General features: G+C 68.0%; 20 protein-coding genes and 1 riboswitch. Of the genes, 9 read left to right on the top strand and 11 right to left on the bottom strand.

Features of this window, described 5'->3' with window-relative positions:
* Window position 1 precedes the first annotated feature (1 nt).
* The 4 genes from FG99_RS02480 to FG99_RS02465 form a co-directional block, all read right to left on the bottom strand.
* Complete coding sequence (locus FG99_RS02480; protein ID WP_043267080.1) at window positions 2–547, bottom strand: Csu type fimbrial protein; 546 nt, start codon at window positions 545–547, stop codon at window positions 2–4.
* A gap of 49 nt (window positions 548–596) precedes the next feature.
* Window positions 597–1,130 carry a Csu type fimbrial protein gene (locus FG99_RS02475; RefSeq protein WP_009618970.1) on the bottom strand — a complete coding sequence of 178 codons (534 nt, stop codon included), beginning with the start codon at window positions 1,128–1,130 and terminating at the stop codon, window positions 597–599.
* A 270-nt stretch (window positions 1,131–1,400) separates the two neighbouring features.
* The gene (locus FG99_RS02470) at window positions 1,401–2,159 is read right to left on the bottom strand and encodes a CbtA family protein (protein WP_043267077.1); all 759 of its coding nucleotides are present in this window, start codon (window positions 2,157–2,159) and stop codon (window positions 1,401–1,403) included.
* A gap of 17 nt (window positions 2,160–2,176) precedes the next feature.
* The gene (locus FG99_RS02465) at window positions 2,177–2,392 is read right to left on the bottom strand and encodes a CbtB domain-containing protein (protein WP_043267075.1); all 216 of its coding nucleotides are present in this window, start codon (window positions 2,390–2,392) and stop codon (window positions 2,177–2,179) included.
* Between the two features lie 58 nt (window positions 2,393–2,450).
* Window positions 2,451–2,514, bottom strand: a riboswitch (cobalamin riboswitch).
* A gap of 72 nt (window positions 2,515–2,586) precedes the next feature.
* On the opposite strand from FG99_RS02465, the gene FG99_RS02460 reads away from it, so the two are divergent.
* From FG99_RS02460 to ddlA, 4 genes are all read left to right on the top strand, one after another.
* Window positions 2,587–3,135, top strand: a complete 549-nt coding sequence (locus FG99_RS02460; protein ID WP_043267073.1) for a histidine phosphatase family protein — start codon at window positions 2,587–2,589, stop codon at window positions 3,133–3,135.
* A 49-nt stretch (window positions 3,136–3,184) separates the two neighbouring features.
* Complete coding sequence (locus FG99_RS02455) at window positions 3,185–3,598, top strand: VOC family protein (protein ID WP_009618981.1); 414 nt, start codon at window positions 3,185–3,187, stop codon at window positions 3,596–3,598.
* A gap of 18 nt (window positions 3,599–3,616) precedes the next feature.
* Complete coding sequence (locus FG99_RS02450; protein WP_043267071.1) at window positions 3,617–4,441, top strand: aldo/keto reductase; 825 nt, start codon at window positions 3,617–3,619, stop codon at window positions 4,439–4,441.
* 425 nt (window positions 4,442–4,866) lie between these two features.
* Complete coding sequence (gene ddlA / locus FG99_RS02445; protein WP_009618983.1) at window positions 4,867–5,961, top strand: D-alanine--D-alanine ligase; 1,095 nt, start codon at window positions 4,867–4,869, stop codon at window positions 5,959–5,961.
* A gap of 21 nt (window positions 5,962–5,982) precedes the next feature.
* Here the strand turns inward: ddlA and FG99_RS31900 are convergent, their stop codons facing one another.
* Window positions 5,983–6,210 (bottom strand): hypothetical protein, encoded by a 228-nt coding sequence (locus FG99_RS31900; RefSeq protein WP_141679779.1) that lies wholly within the window; start codon window positions 6,208–6,210, stop codon window positions 5,983–5,985.
* 546 nt (window positions 6,211–6,756) lie between these two features.
* On the opposite strand from FG99_RS31900, the gene FG99_RS02435 reads away from it, so the two are divergent.
* From FG99_RS02435 to FG99_RS02425, 3 genes are all read left to right on the top strand, one after another.
* Window positions 6,757–7,185 (top strand): hypothetical protein, encoded by a 429-nt coding sequence (locus FG99_RS02435; protein ID WP_141766024.1) that lies wholly within the window; start codon window positions 6,757–6,759, stop codon window positions 7,183–7,185.
* A 237-nt stretch (window positions 7,186–7,422) separates the two neighbouring features.
* Window positions 7,423–8,004: a lipopolysaccharide core heptose(II)-phosphate phosphatase PmrG gene (locus FG99_RS02430; protein ID WP_043267067.1), complete on the top strand. Its 582-nt coding sequence runs from the start codon at window positions 7,423–7,425 to the stop codon at window positions 8,002–8,004.
* A gap of 91 nt (window positions 8,005–8,095) precedes the next feature.
* Window positions 8,096–8,905, top strand: coding sequence for a class I SAM-dependent methyltransferase (locus FG99_RS02425; protein ID WP_043267066.1), 810 nt, complete (start codon window positions 8,096–8,098; stop codon window positions 8,903–8,905).
* Between the two features lie 575 nt (window positions 8,906–9,480).
* Here the strand turns inward: FG99_RS02425 and FG99_RS02420 are convergent.
* The 5 genes from FG99_RS02420 to FG99_RS02400 all read right to left on the bottom strand — a co-directional run bounded on the left by FG99_RS02420 (window position 9,481) and on the right by FG99_RS02400 (window position 14,045).
* Window positions 9,481–10,086 (bottom strand): LysE family translocator, encoded by a 606-nt coding sequence (locus FG99_RS02420; RefSeq protein WP_043267064.1) that lies wholly within the window; start codon window positions 10,084–10,086, stop codon window positions 9,481–9,483.
* A 51-nt stretch (window positions 10,087–10,137) separates the two neighbouring features.
* Window positions 10,138–10,974 (bottom strand): AraC family transcriptional regulator, encoded by an 837-nt coding sequence (locus tag FG99_RS02415; protein ID WP_043267063.1) that lies wholly within the window; start codon window positions 10,972–10,974, stop codon window positions 10,138–10,140.
* Window positions 10,975–11,054: 80 nt separating this feature from the next.
* Window positions 11,055–12,671, bottom strand: coding sequence for a lipase family protein (locus FG99_RS02410; protein ID WP_177330884.1), 1,617 nt, complete (start codon window positions 12,669–12,671; stop codon window positions 11,055–11,057).
* A 14-nt stretch (window positions 12,672–12,685) separates the two neighbouring features.
* A complete protein-coding gene (locus FG99_RS32715) occupies window positions 12,686–13,393 on the bottom strand; it encodes a peptidoglycan-binding domain-containing protein (protein WP_051878371.1) in 708 nt (235 codons plus the stop codon).
* Between the two features lie 28 nt (window positions 13,394–13,421).
* The gene (locus FG99_RS02400) at window positions 13,422–14,045 is read right to left on the bottom strand and encodes a hypothetical protein (protein WP_009618994.1); all 624 of its coding nucleotides are present in this window, start codon (window positions 14,043–14,045) and stop codon (window positions 13,422–13,424) included.
* Between FG99_RS02400 and FG99_RS33145 the strand changes: the two genes are divergently transcribed.
* Together FG99_RS33145 and FG99_RS02395 are read left to right on the top strand one after the other, a co-directional pair.
* Complete coding sequence (locus FG99_RS33145; protein WP_371263857.1) at window positions 14,026–14,100, top strand: hypothetical protein; 75 nt, start codon at window positions 14,026–14,028, stop codon at window positions 14,098–14,100. The two genes, FG99_RS02400 and FG99_RS33145, sit on opposite strands and share 20 nt — an antisense overlap.
* Window positions 14,101–14,398: 298 nt before the next feature.
* Window positions 14,399–15,058 carry a glutathione S-transferase family protein gene (locus tag FG99_RS02395; protein WP_043267061.1) on the top strand — a complete coding sequence of 220 codons (660 nt, stop codon included), beginning with the start codon at window positions 14,399–14,401 and terminating at the stop codon, window positions 15,056–15,058.
* Between the two features lie 64 nt (window positions 15,059–15,122).
* Here the strand turns inward: FG99_RS02395 and FG99_RS02390 are convergent, their stop codons facing one another.
* Complete coding sequence (locus FG99_RS02390) at window positions 15,123–15,398, bottom strand: hypothetical protein (RefSeq protein WP_043267059.1); 276 nt, start codon at window positions 15,396–15,398, stop codon at window positions 15,123–15,125.
* Window positions 15,399–15,893: the final 495 nt, after the last annotated feature.

Raw genomic sequence — 15,893 nt, 5'->3', positions numbered from 1 at the left:
CTCACCATGACAGGGTCACGGTGAGCCGGTCCTGGTAACGCCCGGCGGACTGGTTGCCGGGCAACTGGAGGGCGGCATGGATCGGCAGGCGGATGTCGTCGGGGTTGCCGTAGTCGATGCTCAGGTTGCCGCCGATGGGGATTTCCCGGCTGAGGCCGGCATCGGCGTACAGGCGATAGGCCAGCCGCGCGTTGCCCGCGCCAAGGTGGCGCAGGCCGCCGGTGGCGTGCTGGCCGCCATCGACCGTCATGCGCAGGGCGATGCCGGGGGTGCAGGCGAGAGTGATGGCGCCATTGGGCGTCAGCTGGGCGCCGATCCTGGCCGTGGAAGTGGCCGGATGGCGGCCGAAGTCCAAGCGGCCGAGGCTGCCCAGGTTGCCGCCGTTGCCGGGCGGCGCATGGTTGACCAGGCAGCCCTGGGTAACGCTGGCGGAGACGCGGAAGCCGGCCCGGGTGGCGGCATCGCTGCCCGGCGCCTGCAGCAGGCTGGCGAGCAGCAGGGCCAGCCCGGTCGCCGCGGCGCGGGGCAGCAGGTGAGGAAGCGTCATGGCGGGGAAGGACCGGCCGGTTTCGCCCTGGGCGATTGCGGCAGCGGCCTCAGAATTCCAGGGTGAGGGTCAGCGTGTCCCTGTAGACGCCGCTGCCCTTGGCGTTGGCGTTCGGTGCGATGGTGCCGTAGATCGGCACATCCACGGCCTTGCCGTCGGCGGGAACCCTGAAGGTTGCCCCTCTGTTGATGACATAGGGGCTCTTGCCGGCGGAGTCCCGGTACAGCAAGTAGCTGACCGTGTCGGTGCCGCTGCCGTTGAGCAGTGAGCGGTCACCGCGCAGGCCGCCGTCGATGATGACATTGAAGAAAGTGGTGACCGGGTCGCAGGTGACCTGAAGGCTGTTGCCGTCCGGGCCGGCCAGGCGTGCCTTGAGCGCGCGGGTCCAGGTCGGGCTGGTCCGGGGGAAGTTGAGCGTACCGAAGTTGAGGATGCCTTCGCTGGAGGCGCTGCCCTGGGTCACCTGGCAGCCTTTGGAAACCTCCAGGACGACACCCACCTGGCCCTTGATGTCCGCCGCGGCCTGGCTCAGGGGCAGGGCGAAGGCGGTGGCTAGGACGTACTTGAGCTTGTGATGCGGCATGGTCTTGGCCTCGCTAAGGGAATTGCGGAAATTTTCCCCAGGAATGACCAAGTCGAACTATCTGAAACTGCTGCTGGGTTCGTAGGCTTATTCGTCAGATCGAGCAGGTGTTTTTTGTAGGCCGATGTAGGTCTTGCAGGCCTCAAGAATCGACGGCTTTGTCTACAGTGCCGATGGGGGAGGGTGTCTGGAAAAAGCGGGGAGATGGCGGGGTAGGAAAGCGGGTCCCGATGACGGGACCCGCGGCGGAAAATGGCTGGCCGGAAGCGGTCAGGCCTTTCCTATGAGCGATTGACTCGGCGGCCGGGATTCGATCCACCAGCCGAACACCAGCCCGACGGTGCTCCAGAGGATCGCCTGGATGCCCAGGGACACCAGGCGGAACTGCCACAGCAGGTCGGCCGGGAAGTCCGCCGGCACTTCGCGCACCGCCGGGAACAGCAGGCCGGCGACGGCGCAGATGCCCAGGTACACGGCGATGCCGGCGACGGCGCCGGTCCAGGCGCCGTGCTCGGCGAGCAGGCGGCGGCCCAGGTTCAGCGAGATGACGGCGGCGGCGATGGACAGCGCGATCATCAGGAAGAACAGCGCGGTGCGCTGGCGGATGCTCTCCGGGTCGCCCACCGACGGCGGGTTGGCCGGGTACTTCAGGCTCGGCACCAGGTACAGGGTGACGAAGGCCGCCAGGGCCAGCAGTGCGCTCAGCGCGCGCGGGCTCAGGCGCCCGGTGCGGCCCAGGCCGTAGGCGAACACCAGGGCGAACAGCCCGCCCATGGCGGCGCCGTAGACCACCACGCCGGTGAGCAGGCCGAAGCTGGCCTGGACCTCGCGGCTGACCAGCTCTTCCTCGTGGTCGTGGGCGGCCCCGCCGCTGGTGGCTTCCTCGGCCTCGTGCAGGGCCGACATCTGTTCTTCGAAGGCGATGGCGCGGTCCACCTGGGGCTCGCCGAAGACGAAGGCGAACGCGAAGACGATCAGGCCCGCCAGGACGCCGACGAGCATCCCGCGCAGCAGGAGTTTTCCAGTCATGTCAGGGAGTCCCCGGGTCAGTGGCAGGGGAAGCCCAGCAGGTGGCGGCCGTCGTGGACGAATTCGTGCACGTACATGCCCTTGAACATCGAGGTGGCGCCCTGTTCGGCGCCGACGAAGTACAGTGCCAGGAGTAGCAGCAGGCCGCCGAAGATGGCCCAGGGCAGCAGCTCGGAAAGCGGGATGACGGGGAGCGATGTGCCGGTATCGGCGTGGGTGGCTGAATGAGCCATGGAAACCTCCTAGGATTGCGCGTCCTGAAACGGTTGGCGGTTCGTTTTGTGGGGAAGGGTCTGACTCTCGGTGCCGGGACCGAATACAGTGGCGCGACCGTGCCGGGTTTTCACCGGCTTCCTTCCAAGTAACAAAGTGCTACGAGAGCGTCGGGCAGTGTAAACCCCGGCGCCTGCGAATGGGAGAGAATTCGATGCCGAGCCGCCTGAGCTTCGTCTGCCATGGGCGCACCGCCGCCCAGCGCCAGGGCTGCTTCGCCCAGGCCGACGAGCCATTGGAACCGGGCCAGGACGAACGCCTGGCCGAGCGCCGCGCCGGGCTCAAGGCGCCGCGCCGGGTGCTCTGCGCCCCCGAGCTGCGCGCCCGGCAGACCGCCGCCGCCTGGGGCGCCGAGCCGCAGCTGCTGGAAGCCCTGCGCGACTGCGACTACGGCGCCTGGCGCGGGCAAAGCCTGGAGGCCCTTCAGGCCACGGCAGCGCAGGACCTGGCCGCCTGGCTGACGGACCCCGCCGCCGCGCCCCACGGCGGCGAATCCCAGGTGCAGTTGTGCGAGCGCGTGGGCGCCTGGCTCGACGCCTTCGACGAGGACGGCCACTTCATCGTCGTCAGCCACCCCGCGGTGCTGCGCGCCGCCGCGCTGCACGTGCTGCGGGCCGGCGCGGCGGCGTTCAACGCCATCGATGTCGAACCGCTGGGCGTGCTGCGCCTGGTCCGCAACGGGCGCTGGCGCCTGCGCCTGTGACGGGCCGCGGTCTATGCTGTGTGGGCCCCAGCGCCACGAGGAGACCGCCATGGCCAGCCATCCCCGCCTGATCCCCTGCCTGCGCTACCGCGACGCGCCGGCGGCCATCCAATGGCTGTGCGACACCTTCGGCTTCGTCCGCCAACTGGTGGTGGACGACGGCGAAGGCGGCGTAGCCCATGCCCAGCTGTGCCTGCCCGACGGCAGCGGCATGCTGATGCTGGGCTCGGCGGTGGACAACGAATACGGCCGGCTGATGCGCCGGCCCGAGGACGTCGGCGGCTGCACCCAGAGCCTGTACCTGCTGGTGCCCGACGCCGAGGCCCTGTATCGCCGCGCGCTGGACGCCGGCGCGCGGATGGTCATCGACATCCGCGACGAGGACTACGGCGGCCAGGGCTTCACCTGCCGCGACCCCGAGGGCCACGTGTGGAGCTTCGGCACCTACGACCCCTGGCATTGAACGAAGAAGGAGCAAGGCATGAAAGAGGTGGTATTCGCCGATGGCGCGCGGGTTGCGGCCATCGGCCAGGGCTCCTGGCGGCTGGGCGAGGACAGGGCGGCGCGCAAGCGCGAGGTGGCGGCCCTGCGCGAAGGCGTCGAGCTGGGCCTGAGGCTGATCGACACCGCCGAGATGTACGGCGAGGGCGGCTCGGAAGAGGTGGTCGGCGAAGCCATCCGCGGCCTGCGCGAGCAGGTCTTCCTGGTCAGCAAGGTCTACCCGCACAACGCCAGCGCCCGCGGCGTGCCGGCGGCCTGCGAGCGCAGCCTGAAGCGCCTGGGCACCGACTGCCTGGACCTCTACCTGCTGCACTGGCGCGGCCAGTACCCACTGGAGGAAACCGTCGAGGCCTTCGAACGCCTGCGCCAGGACGGCAAGATTCGCCGCTGGGGCGTCTCCAACTTCGACCTCGACGACATGCGGGAACTGGGCGCCCTGCACTGCGCCACCAACCAGGTGCAATACAGCCTGGAAGAACGCGGCATCGAATGGGACCTGCTGCCCTGGTGCCAGGAACAGCGCATGCCGCTGATGGCCTACTGCCCGGTGGGCCAGGGCGGCCGCCTGCTGCGCAACGCCACCCTGCGCGAAGTGGCCGAACGCCACGGCGCCACTCCGGCGCGGGTGGCCCTGGCGTGGCTGATCCGCCAGGAAGGGGTGATCGCCATTCCCAAGGCGGTGGAGGCTGTGCATGTCCGCGACAATGCGGCGGCGCTGCAGCTGCGGCTGGATGGGGAGGACCTGGCGAAGCTGGATGCGGCTTTCCCGCCGCCAAGGCGCAAGATGCACCTGGCGGTGGTTTGAGGCTGGGCTGGCTTTTCCGGCTGTCCGTGCTTTCAGCTTTCAGCTTTCCGGCTTTTGGCTTTTCGTAAGCGAGTTTGCTCGCGAATGGTGTTTGCCGGCGGCGTAGGTGCTGTGTTCAAGAGCGCCCTCTCCCCAGCCCTCGGCTGCGCGCCCCGCCCTGAAGGGAGAGGGGGCTTGTCCGTGCCGAGAGGAGGAATGGTTCCAGCCGGAAACCTTCGGTGCTGCCGGCTGACTCAGGAATACCCACGCACTCCAAACGGTCCCCTCTCCCTTCAGGGAGAGGGTTAGGGAGAGGGGGCGGAGCCAAGCCCGAGCACCCAGGTACCCGGTAGGCACCCTCCGCAAGCTCTCTCACCCGACCACCGCTCCTGTAAAAATCCCCCCCACCATGATAAGAAGCGCCCATCAGCAAGCTGGAGGCAGTCATGGGCAAGTTGCGTGTCGGGGTGATTTTCGGTGGGCGTTCGGCGGAGCACGAGGTGTCGCTGCAGTCGGCGAAGAACATAGTCGATGCCCTGGACCGCTCGCGGTTCGAGCCGGTGCTGATCGGCATCGACAAGGACGGCCGCTGGCACCTGAACGACGCCTCCGACTACCTGCTCAACCAGGAGAACCCGGCGCTGATCGCGCTCAACCGCTCCAACCGCGAGCTGGCCGTGGTGCCCGGCAAGGCCGAGCGGCAGCTGGTGGAAACCGGTAGCCGGCAGTTGCTCGACCACGTCGACGTGATCTTCCCCATCGTCCACGGCACCCAGGGCGAGGACGGCTGCCTGCAGGGCCTGCTGCGCATGGCCGACATCCCCTTCGTCGGCGCTGACGTGCTCGGCTCGGCCATCTGCATGGACAAGGACGTCAGCAAGCGCCTGCTGCGCGACGCCGGCATCGCCATCACCCCCTTCATCACCCTGACCCGCGCCAACGCCGCGCGCACGCCCTTCGCCGAGGCGCAGCGTCAACTGGGCCTGCCGCTGTTCGTCAAGCCGGCCAACCTGGGTTCCTCGGTGGGTGTCAGCAAGGTCGAGGACGAGGCCGGCTACGTCGCCGCCGTGCAACAGGCCCTGGCCTTCGACGACAAGGTGCTGGTGGAGGCCGCGGTGAACGGCCGCGAGATCGAGTGCGCGGTGCTCGGCAACGACGAGCCCATCGCCAGCGGCTGTGGCGAGATCGTGGTGCGCGGCGGCTTCTATTCCTACGACAGCAAGTACATCGACGAAGACGCCGCCCGGGTGGTGGTGCCGGCGGACATCGATGCCGCGGCCTGCGAACGCATCCGCCAGCTCGCCGTGGAAGCCTTCCAGGTGCTGGGCTGCTCGGGCCTGGCGCGGGTCGACGTGTTCCTCACCGGCGATGGCCAGGTGCTGGTCAACGAACTCAACTCGCTGCCCGGCTTCACCCGCATCAGCATGTACCCCAAGCTCTGGCAGGCCGCCGGCATGAGCTACAGCGAACTGGTCAGCCGGCTGATCGACCTGGCCCTGGAACGCCACGCCGCGCGCCGCCGCCTGCAGACCAGCCGCTGAGGCGGGCGCGGCGGGGGCCGGTTACTCCGGGCGCTCCTCGTGGGTGCGCTGGTGCGCAGCCTCGAGCAGTGCCTGGGTGTCGGCGTGGAGCATGCGCAACGTCGCGCTCCAGCGCGCCAGGTCCCACTGCGAGGCACTGGCGGCGGGGTGCTCCTCCAGCAGGTCGAGCACGCCGCCGAGCGCCCGCAGGCGCTGCAGGGCGGTGTCGAGCAACTGCGTCGAGGGAGCCAGCGTGTCGATGTAAAGCACTTCGGAGAAGGCCTGAGAGCTTTCCGGAAGGGGTTTGAACTCACGAATCCTGAAAGGCTCTTGAATGCCCGGGCGGGCGTTCTTCGCGCGGAGGGGCGCGGGCTTGGAAGGGAACTGGTGCATTTCCTTACGCTCCTTGGACCGGATGGAACCCGCCGCTTCCGTTGCGACACGGAGGGCGGCGAGCCGTGCAGGGGTCGCAAACCGGAGGTCCAAGGAGAATCCGGCCAGGCGGAAGCCTGCCCTGCACGGCCAGCCATGACCAAGGCAAACGCTAGGCGCAGGTAGCGCCTTTGCTTTGAATGCTGCTGCTGTGCTGAAGGACCTTTGGGTTGCGACACCCTGTCATGGCAAACGCCATGACGGCGGGAAGACTATCGATCCGGCTCGTGGGAGCTGAGCGTTATGTGCTGTAGGGAAATTCCTTGATGAGGGTTTTCTCGATGGCGTTCCCGGTTTACCGAGGCCATGCCCGGTGGCTGCAAATTTGACCGTCCAGCCTCTACACTCCTCGAAGTCACATTGGCCAGCCTAAGGAGCCAGACGATGAGTTCTTCCTCGCGGACGGTATTGGCGGCAGCGCTGGCGGCGCTGCTGGTTGCTGTTGTTCCGGTCGCACACAACCCGGCCTGGGCCGAGGACGCCGCACCGCCCAGCGGCATGGAGGCCGACGACCAGCAGGGCCCGCTGGGCGACCTCAGCGAATACGGCCGCCTGGCCGAGGAGTCGCTCGACGCGGTGGGCGCCGACGACTTCGCCACCGCCCGGGCCAAGGTCGACGCCCTGCAGACCAAGTGGCGCGCCGCCGCCGCCGAGCTCAAGCGCAAGAGCCCGGAGGACTGGAAGGCCGCCAACGCGGCGGTCGAAGGCGCGGTGCGGGAACTGCACGCCAAGTCCCCGGACAAGGACCGCAGCCTGGACTCGCTGAACACCCTGCTGTCCACCTTCAACGACATCCAGGGCATCAGCGACTGACCCCCGCCCGGCCAGGGCCCGCCGACGGTCCTGGCCCTGCGGGTCGTCGGCCTCCCGAGCGGCGGCCGGCGCTCAACGAAATCCTCACATTCGCCTCGCGGAGTTTTCACCTTCGCCCGTGCAGGATGGCGGCCAGCATCCGGCAGCGTGCCGGGTGCGTCCCGAACCATCGAGCGCGAGGCCTGTGGCGAAGTGAGGCAGATTCCGGAAACCTGGCGGCGTCCATCCGGACGGGTAATGGCCCTGGCCTGCGGGCTGCTCGGCCTGCTGGCCGTGGCCCTGTGCGTCGCGGCGCAGCGCCCGCCGCTGCCGGGCGAGGACGACCTGGCCCGGCACTGGCGCCTGGGCGAGGTGGTGGTGCTGGTGCGCCACGCCGAACGCTGCGACCGCTCCGACGCCCCCTGCCTGGGCGCCGAGGACGGCATCACCGTGCGCGGCGGGGAACTGGCCACGGCCCTGGGCGACGACTACCGCAGCCGCTTCGGCCTGGGCAATGCCGACGTCTACGCCAGCCCGCTGACGCGCACCCTGCAGACCGCCAGCCTGATGTTCGGCGACGGCACCCTGGGCCAGGCCTGGGTCGCCGACTGCACCGGCAACCTGCTCAACCACGTGCTGGAACACAAGGCCAGCCACCGCAACCTGATCCTGGTCACCCACAGCGAATGCATGGAGCAACTGGCCCAGGCGCTCAGCCACCGGGACCTGGAAACCCCCGGCTACGGCACCTCGCTGGTGCTGTTCAGCGACGCCCGCGGCGGCCTGCAACTGGCCGGCGAGATCGCCCCGCGGGACTGGGCCCGCCTGCAATTGCGCTGAGCCGACGGCGCCGCTGCGCTTGCGGCATCGGCGGAAGCGGTCCTAGGCTTGCGGGGGAGGGCGGTGCCGTCGTCCGCCCCGGGAGCCGCCAATGCCACGCGTCCAGCTCGGCGGGGTCAAGGAAACCCTGCTGATCACCTTCTACGCCAAGGCCATGGAAAGCCGCCTGCCCGATTCGTTGCTGCAGGACCGCTTCGCGGCCGCCGCGCTGGCGCGCCTGGACTACGACTTCGCGCGCTTCCGCCTGGGCCGCAGCAGCTACGTCGGCATCGCCCTGCGCGCCTGGAAGCTCGATCGTTGGGCCGCCGAATTCCTCGCCGCCCACCCCGACGCCTGCGTGGCGCACCTGGGCTGCGGCCTGGACAGCCGGGTGTTCCGCCTGGACCCGCCGCCCAGCGTGGCCTGGTTCGAAGTGGACTACCCGGACGTGCTGGCGCTGCGCAGCGAGGTATACCCGGCACGCGAAGGCTGCACCCTGCTGCCCGGCGCCATGGGCGACCCGTCCTGGCTCGACGCGCTGCCCACCGGCCGCCCGCTGCTGATCGTCGCCGAAGGCCTGATGCCCTACCTGCGCGAAGCGGAAGTGAGCGCATTGCTGCGCGGCCTGCTGGCGCGCTTCCCCCAGGGCGAGCTGATCTTCGACGGCTACAACCGCTTCGGCATCCGCATGCTGGGGCTGTTCCTGCCCTTCTGGGCACGCGGCGCCCGGGTGCACTGGGCACTGGACGAGCCCAAGGAGCTGGAAGCGCTGGTGCCGGGCCTGCAACTGGTCGAGGAGCGCCTCACCTACACCCCCGAGGAATGCCGGCGGATGGCCTGGTCGTCCCGCGCATTCGTGCAACTGATGCAGCGCTGGCCCACCCTGGGCCGTATCGGACGGCTGCTGCGCTATCGCTGGTAGGTGACTGCATGGGTGTGACATCGGCGCTCGGGCTTTTCCCTCACCCCAGCCCTCTCCCGGAGGGAGAGGGGGCTAGTCCGTGCCGAGAAGGGAGATGGAGTCAGTTGGGAATCCCGTAGTTGCCGGCTAACGCCGAAACACCCGCGCACGCCGAACGGTCCCCTCTCCCTCCGGGAGAGGGTTAGGGTGAGGGGGCCGTAGGCCTGCTCGCTCGATTCGCTCCTACAAGAAGCCATGCGCACCGGTATGGAGCAACTGTCTTGTGCCGAGGTGCTTTTCGTAGGATGGTGTTGAGCGAAGCGATACCCATCACCACGGCAGCATGGGTATCGCAAGCTCAACCCATCCTACGAAGAGCAGTGCTTCCCGGAACCGGAGCGGGCCTTGCCCGCGATTCGCGCGCAGGGCGCGCTCCTACAGTGGGAATGACATCGGCGCTCGGGCTTTCCCCACACCTAGCCATCTAACGCCGAAACACCAACGCACTCCGAACGGTCCCCTCTCCCTTCAGGGAGAGGGTTAGGGAGAGGGCGCTCTTCAGGCCACACACCACAGGCCTCCCGGCTCCACCCCTCCTACAAAACCCCCGCCCACGCCGACAGCACCAGAAGCACCGCCAACCCCCGATTCAACCGCTGCAACGCCCGCGGCGAGCGCAACAACCGCGCACTGCCGGCGCCGAGCCCGGCCCAGGCGCTCAGGCACGGCACGCCGACCATGAAGAACAACAGCGACATCAGCTGGATTCGCAACAGTCGGTCGTCGCCCTGGCCGGCATAGACGCCGATCACCGCCAGGGCCACCGTCCAGTTCTTCGGGTTCACCAGTTGCAGCAGCACCGCATCCAATAAGCCGACGCGCCGTGCCGGCACGGCTTCTTCCAGCCCGGGCGGCGGGCTGCTCCAGATCTGCCAGGCCAGCCAGGTCAGCCACAGCACCCCGGCGGCGGCCATGATGCCCTGCACCTGCGGCCGCCCGGCGAGCAGCTCGCCCAGGCCGCTGCCCACCGCCAGCACCACCAGCGCCGCGCCGCCGCAGCCGCCGAAGACGATGGGCAGCGCCGCGCTCCAGCCGTGGCGGGCGCTGTTGCTGAAGATCAGCAGGTTGGTCGGCCCGGGGGTGATGGCGGCGACGAAAGCGAACAGCAGGAAGGGCAGCCATTGCTGCAGGGCCTGGATCATGGCGGGGGCTCCGTGGGACGTGGAGCCGCTATCCTCGCCGCGGCCCGGCCGTCAGTCTGGAAGCTTTGAGCAGCGCTGCCGGTAGTACGCCGGGGTAACGCCATAGGCGCGGCGGAACCAGCGCCCCAGATGGCTCTGGTCGGCGAAACCGAGGTCGGCGGCGACCTGCGCCGGAGCCAGGCCGCGGCCCAGCAACTGGCGTGCGCGGGCCAGGCGCAGCTGGATCAGGTAGGCGTGCGGCGGCAGGCCGAAGGCCTCCTTGAACGCGCGGCTGAGGCGGAAGCGGTCGCAGCCGGCGGCGCGGGCCAGGTCGTCGAGGTCGATGTCCCGCATCAGGTTGGCGTGCAGGTAGTCCCGGGCGCGCAGGGCCACCAGCGGCAGGCGCGGGGGGTCGTCGATGCGCTTGCGCCAGTGCAGGCGCTGGGTGAGGCCGCCGAGCAATTCGTCGAGGGCCGCCTGGCGCACGATGCGCAGATCCTGGTCATGCACAGCCTGGAAGGCGGCGTCGATGGCGGCGGCCATGCGCGTGTCGTCGAACAGCACCTGGGGCACGCTCAACTGGCAATCGGCCGGGGCCTCCTCGAACAGCGCGCCCACCTCGCGCTCCAGCCACTGCGGATCGAGATAGAGCATGCGATAGGTGAAACCGCCGGCGGTGGGCGCATCGCCATCGTGGATCTCCCCGGGTTCGAGGAAGAACACCTTGCCCGGCGTGCTGACGTTGCGCGCCTGGCGGCAACGGAACTGCTGCACGCCGGTTTCGGTGAAGCCGATCAGGTAGGCGTCGTGCCAGTGCGGATCGTAGGCATGGCCCTTGAAATGGGCGCGCAGCGTCTCGATGCCGGTGTCGGCATCCTGCGCCAGGTCGATCCAGTTGTCGCTGTGCATGCCGCGCCTCCGCCGCGCCCGCGAGTCGTTCAGCATACCGCGCGGGTGGGCGGCGTCTGGAAGATTTGTGCAGCCGGCCGTCAGGGCCAGGTGCCCTCCGGATTCCAGGTCGAGACCATCAACCGCACCTGCCCCTTGATGGCGGCGGCGTCGGGGTTGCCCTGGACGTCGCTGTCGATCGGCAGCAACACCTGGATGCCGCTGCCGTCCAGCTCGTTGGCCTGCAGCGGGAGGGTCGCGGTGTTCATCCCGGTGTTCTGCCAGGCGTAGCGGATGGTCCACTGGTCGCTGCCGTCGGTGGGGCGTTCCAGCTGGATGATCACGGTGTCGCGGTACAGGTAGCTGCCTTCGTAGTGGCTGTTGGGCCAGAAGCGCTTGTCGATCTCGTAGTCCGGCACCCGCACGCCGAGGGTGAGGCTGTAGGCCAGGCCGGGCAGTTCGGGGTCGACCTTGCCGAACTCGGCGAGGAACACGCTGGACAGGTACAGCTGCGTGCCCGGCTTCCAGTCCGCTTGGGTGAGGCAGGCCGCGGAATCCTCCTCCGCCGTGCGCCGCGACAGGTACCAGGGCTTGCTGCGCGGCGAGGCCAGCAGCTCGATCTGGTAGAGCGCGTTGACCGGGGCGCCATCGGCGGCGTCGAGCACCTCCTTGGGCAGGCGCAGCTCGTCGATGTCCAGCCAGATGTCGACGCGCACGTTGCCGAACAGGAAGCGCACCAGGTTCTGGAAACTCTCCTCGCTGTTGACGATCCCGAAGAAGCCGGAATGCGCGCGGTAGGCGAACGCCTTGGCGCATTCCTCGCCGAGCGTGCCGTCGGCGTTCAGGCCGTGCAGCGTGGCGTTCTCGATGCGCACCAGGCCGTCGCTGCCGTGGCCGACGAAGGTGCGCGACAGGCCCGCGGCCACCTCGTAGTCGCTGCGGTTGGTGCCCACCATGCAGAACACGCGGCTGGAGGGCAGGGCGCTTTCGGGCAGCAGGTCGACCTTGTCGTAGCCCTTCGGCAGCTTGGGCAGGCGCAGGTAGTCGCGCATGCGCTTGTCACGGTTGAAGTTGTCGATGTCGAACGGTAGCGAAAAGGCCGGGACATTGAGGCCTGCGACGTCGATGCCGTTGTGCGGCGTGGCGTAGGTGAAGAACTTGTCCACCGCCGCGCGTGCCTCCGGCGAGCCGCAGGCCGGGTTCTGCAGGAAGGTGCGGCACACCAGGCCGCCCATGGAGTGCGCCACCAGGTGGCAGCGGAAGTCTTCCTTCTTCGCCAGCTCGTTGGCCGGGTTGGCGAAGGCCAGGTCGCGCAGGTGCAGGATCAGGTCGTTCAGGCCCTGGGCGAACTGCTCCATGCTCGGCGTCTTGCCGACGCCCAGCAGCGTGGAGGCCGGGTCGTAGTAGCGGTAGATGACGATGGAGCGGGCGGCCAGCTTGTTGTTCTTCTGCGTCAGCCAGTTGGGGTCGAGGACGTCATAGCCGTCCTCGTACACGTCGCCGTAGCCGAACTGGCTGGCCAGGCGGATCACCGGCGATTCGAAGACGAACTTGCGCGGCGGCGCGCCCGCGGTGGCCACCGCGCGCATCACCGTGGAGCCCAGGTTGAAGCCGCAGAAGGGGTCGGCGGTGGTCTCGTCGATTTCGCCGCGGCTCATGGCGTAGCCGCGCACGTAGATGATCGGGTAGAAGGGTGCCTTCATCGGTTGCTGTTCCATGCTCGGTCTCCTGCTCAGGGCCACTGGATCTTCAGTGCGCGCGCGGTGGCCGGGCCGACGACGCCATCGGCGACCAGGCGGTGGGTGGTCTGGAAGGCGGCCACGGCCGCGGTGGTGTGCGGGCCGTAGGCGCCATCGATCTTGCCGGGGTCGAAGCCGGCCGCCTTCAGCGCCTGCTGGATTTCCGTCACCTTCGGCCCTTTCACGTTCGGCTGCTCCAGGCGGATGACCGAGGGCGGCGGCTTGAGCCTGGGCGTGCCCGGGTTGCTGCTGTAGCTCACACCGGGCAGGCGGCAGTAATAGTCCCAGACGCGCCCGGTGACATTGCCGGCGCGCACGCCCAGGCCGGTGCCGGCGGCCTCCATGGTCTTGCCGGCGCCGTCGGTGATGGCGACGTGGCCCATGTGCCCAGGCAGCGGCGGCTTGCGCACCAGCACCACGCCGGCGGTGAGCATGGCGTCGGCCTCGTTGGTGGGGATGAGGGTGCCGTTGCTGGCGTCATGCACCCAGGCGCCGGAATAGGCCTCGGTGGTCGCCGGGTTGCCCTGGTTGTTCACGCAGCCGTAGAGCTTCTTCAGCTTCTGGTAGGCCACCCAGGACACGAATTCCGCGCAATCCCAGGGGCCGTTCCAGTTGGGGTTGTCCTTGGGGACCAGCACGTTGGCGTACTTCTGGTTCTTTTTCGTGGCGGCGAGCGTGTACAGATCCAGTCCGGTGACCATGGTGCGTTCCTCGGTAATGGGGCAGGGCTCAGGCGAGTTCCACCGTCTGCGGGGTGGCGCCTTCGCCGTTGGGGGCGTCGAGCGGGAGGATGCGCAACTCCAGGTCGATGAAGTCGTTGCCCTGCCGGTAGCTGCGGTTGATGTGGTAGGGGTTGGGCTGGTCGCGCAGGAAGGCGCCCTCGGTGCGGAACAGCTCGTCGTCGCCATCGCTGGCCAGGCGCCCGGCGGTGAAGGCGGTCAGTTCCTTGAGCAAGGCGACCACGGCGGCGGAGCCAGGGTTGGCCAGCATCACCGCCTTGAGTCCCAGGTCGGCGGCTTTGCTGCCGACCACGTCGCGGATGCGCTCGCCCGCCTCGCGCAGGTCGCGGTCGGATTCCATCATCAGCAACGACAGCGCGACGTACTCGCCGGGGTTGGCCGGGCCATACAGCAGATGGCCGTCGCCGAGCATGCTCACCGTCGAGCCCTGGCGAACTTTCGGGAAGGGCATGTAATTGAAAGTAAGGGCACCCTGCTGGATATTCGAAGTATCGATGGCGAGGGAAACTATATAGGGCTCGCTATAACGGTCGAATAACAGGTCGGCGCGTTTCAATAAAGTGAATTGGCCGAGGGTGATTGCAATACGGGAATTGAAGCGATCGAAGGCCATCTTCGTACTTCCCTGTGGATGGTGGAGGGTGCCAGGACTGCGGCGTTCAAGCTGAAGCTAGCTGTCGTTCGCCTACCTGTCCAAGGCGCCCGCAGAGTATTTTTCGATAATCTTGGAATGAAATCATGTAGGAAATTCTTATTTGATTTTGTTATTGGAATTGTAAATTCCAGGTGACAGTTTCCGTGGTCTTTTGAACCTCTGCCGAATATAAGGCGCCAGGAATTTACATACATTGTCGATAATAAAAAGCGACCACTGGACAACGCGTCGCCGGTCGGTTGGAGTGCAGCCCCCGGCAGGCTGTGCTACCACTTGCCGCTGGCACACCCACAGCAAACAGGCGGTCCGCCATGGCGCTCGTGCTCTACGGTCACCCGTTTTCCTCGTACACCCAGAAGGTGCTGATGGCGCTGTACGAGAACCAGACGCCCTTCGAATTCCGCTGCATCGGCCCCGATACGCCGCAGCACGCGGCGCAGTGGTTGCGGCTATGGCCGCTGGGCAAGTTCCCGCTCTTGCTGGACGGCGAGCGCAGCCTCGCCGAGAGCAGCATCATCATCGAATACCTGCAGCTCACCCACGGCGGCCCCGTGCGCTGGCTGCCGGACGACCCGCTGGCGGCCCTGGACGTGCGCTTTCTCGACCGCTTCTTCGACCTGCACGTGATGACGCCGGTGCAACACGCCGTGGGCGGCGCGCTGACGGGCGATGCGACCAAGCGCCAGGAAGCCCTGGCCGACGCGGTGGAAAAGCTCGAACGCGCCTACGCCTGGCTGGAAGGCCAACTGCCGGGCCGCACCTGGGCCGCGGGCGAAGCCTTCACCCTGGCCGACTGCGCGGCCGCGCCCTCGCTGTTCTACGCCGACTGGACGCACCCCATCGGCGAAGCCTACCCGACCCTGCGCGCCTACCGCGCCCGCCTGCTGGCACGCCCCTCGTTCGCCAGGGCGGTGGACGAGGCCCGGCCCTACCGCCCGCTGTTCCCGCTGGGCGCGCCCGACCGCGACTGAGCCCGCACGAAAAAGGCCGGCCCCGTTCGCACGGGCGCCGGCCTGGTCAGGCAGTGGAGCGGAGTTACGCGTTGGCGGGGGCCAGTGCGCGCTTGCGCGCCAGTTCGTACAACTGCCGGGCCTCGCCCACCAGCGGCACCAGGGCGGAGGCGACCCGCGCCGTTTCATGCACCAGCACATCATGGCCTTCGTGCACCTCCAGCACCCGCAGCAGGTCCTCCAGCGCGTTCAGCCGGCGCTCGGCCACGTCGTAGAGATGCTCCGCAGGGGCGGAAAGGTCGACATACAGCACGCCATCGAAGGCCTGGGATTGCAGCGGTACCAGCTTGCGATCAGGCATGACGCACCTCCGGGATGGAGGCGAAGGGGAGGGAGGACAGCAAGGCACGTACAACGAACAGTGGGTGTTTAGGCATTTCCGTTGCTCCTGTTTCGGAGGAAGGAGCCGCCCGCCCGGAAAGGGCGGCGGACCGTGCGGGGTCGCAGTACCGGTTGTCGGTGTGAGCAATAACCCGGCCAGGCAGAAGCCTGCCCCGCACGGTTCGCCATAGCTGCGCCAAGCAGCAGGCGATAAAAAGCGCCTTCGCTGGGAGCGCTGGCGCTTTTCAGCTCACTGGACAATTCCGGACTGCGATCCGGACCACGGGATCGACCGTGGCAGGAACGGAATCTATCTACGGGGTTTGTAGGCTCACAAGGGCGAATGTGGGTGGGAAATTTCGGGTGGTTTGGAAGGCCGCCGTCCATATTCAACGAGGCGTTACGAAGGGGCGTATGTGATTGGAGTAACTAAAAGCCTATTCAAAATTTTCTGAATCTTGAGATGGATGTGCGT

It is taken from the genome of Pseudomonas sp. AAC (assembly GCF_000725445.1).
Taxonomy (GTDB): domain Bacteria; phylum Pseudomonadota; class Gammaproteobacteria; order Pseudomonadales; family Pseudomonadaceae; genus Pseudomonas; species Pseudomonas citronellolis.
Note: the sequence above shows the minus strand (reverse complement) of the source record. Positions and strands in the feature narration are given on the sequence as shown.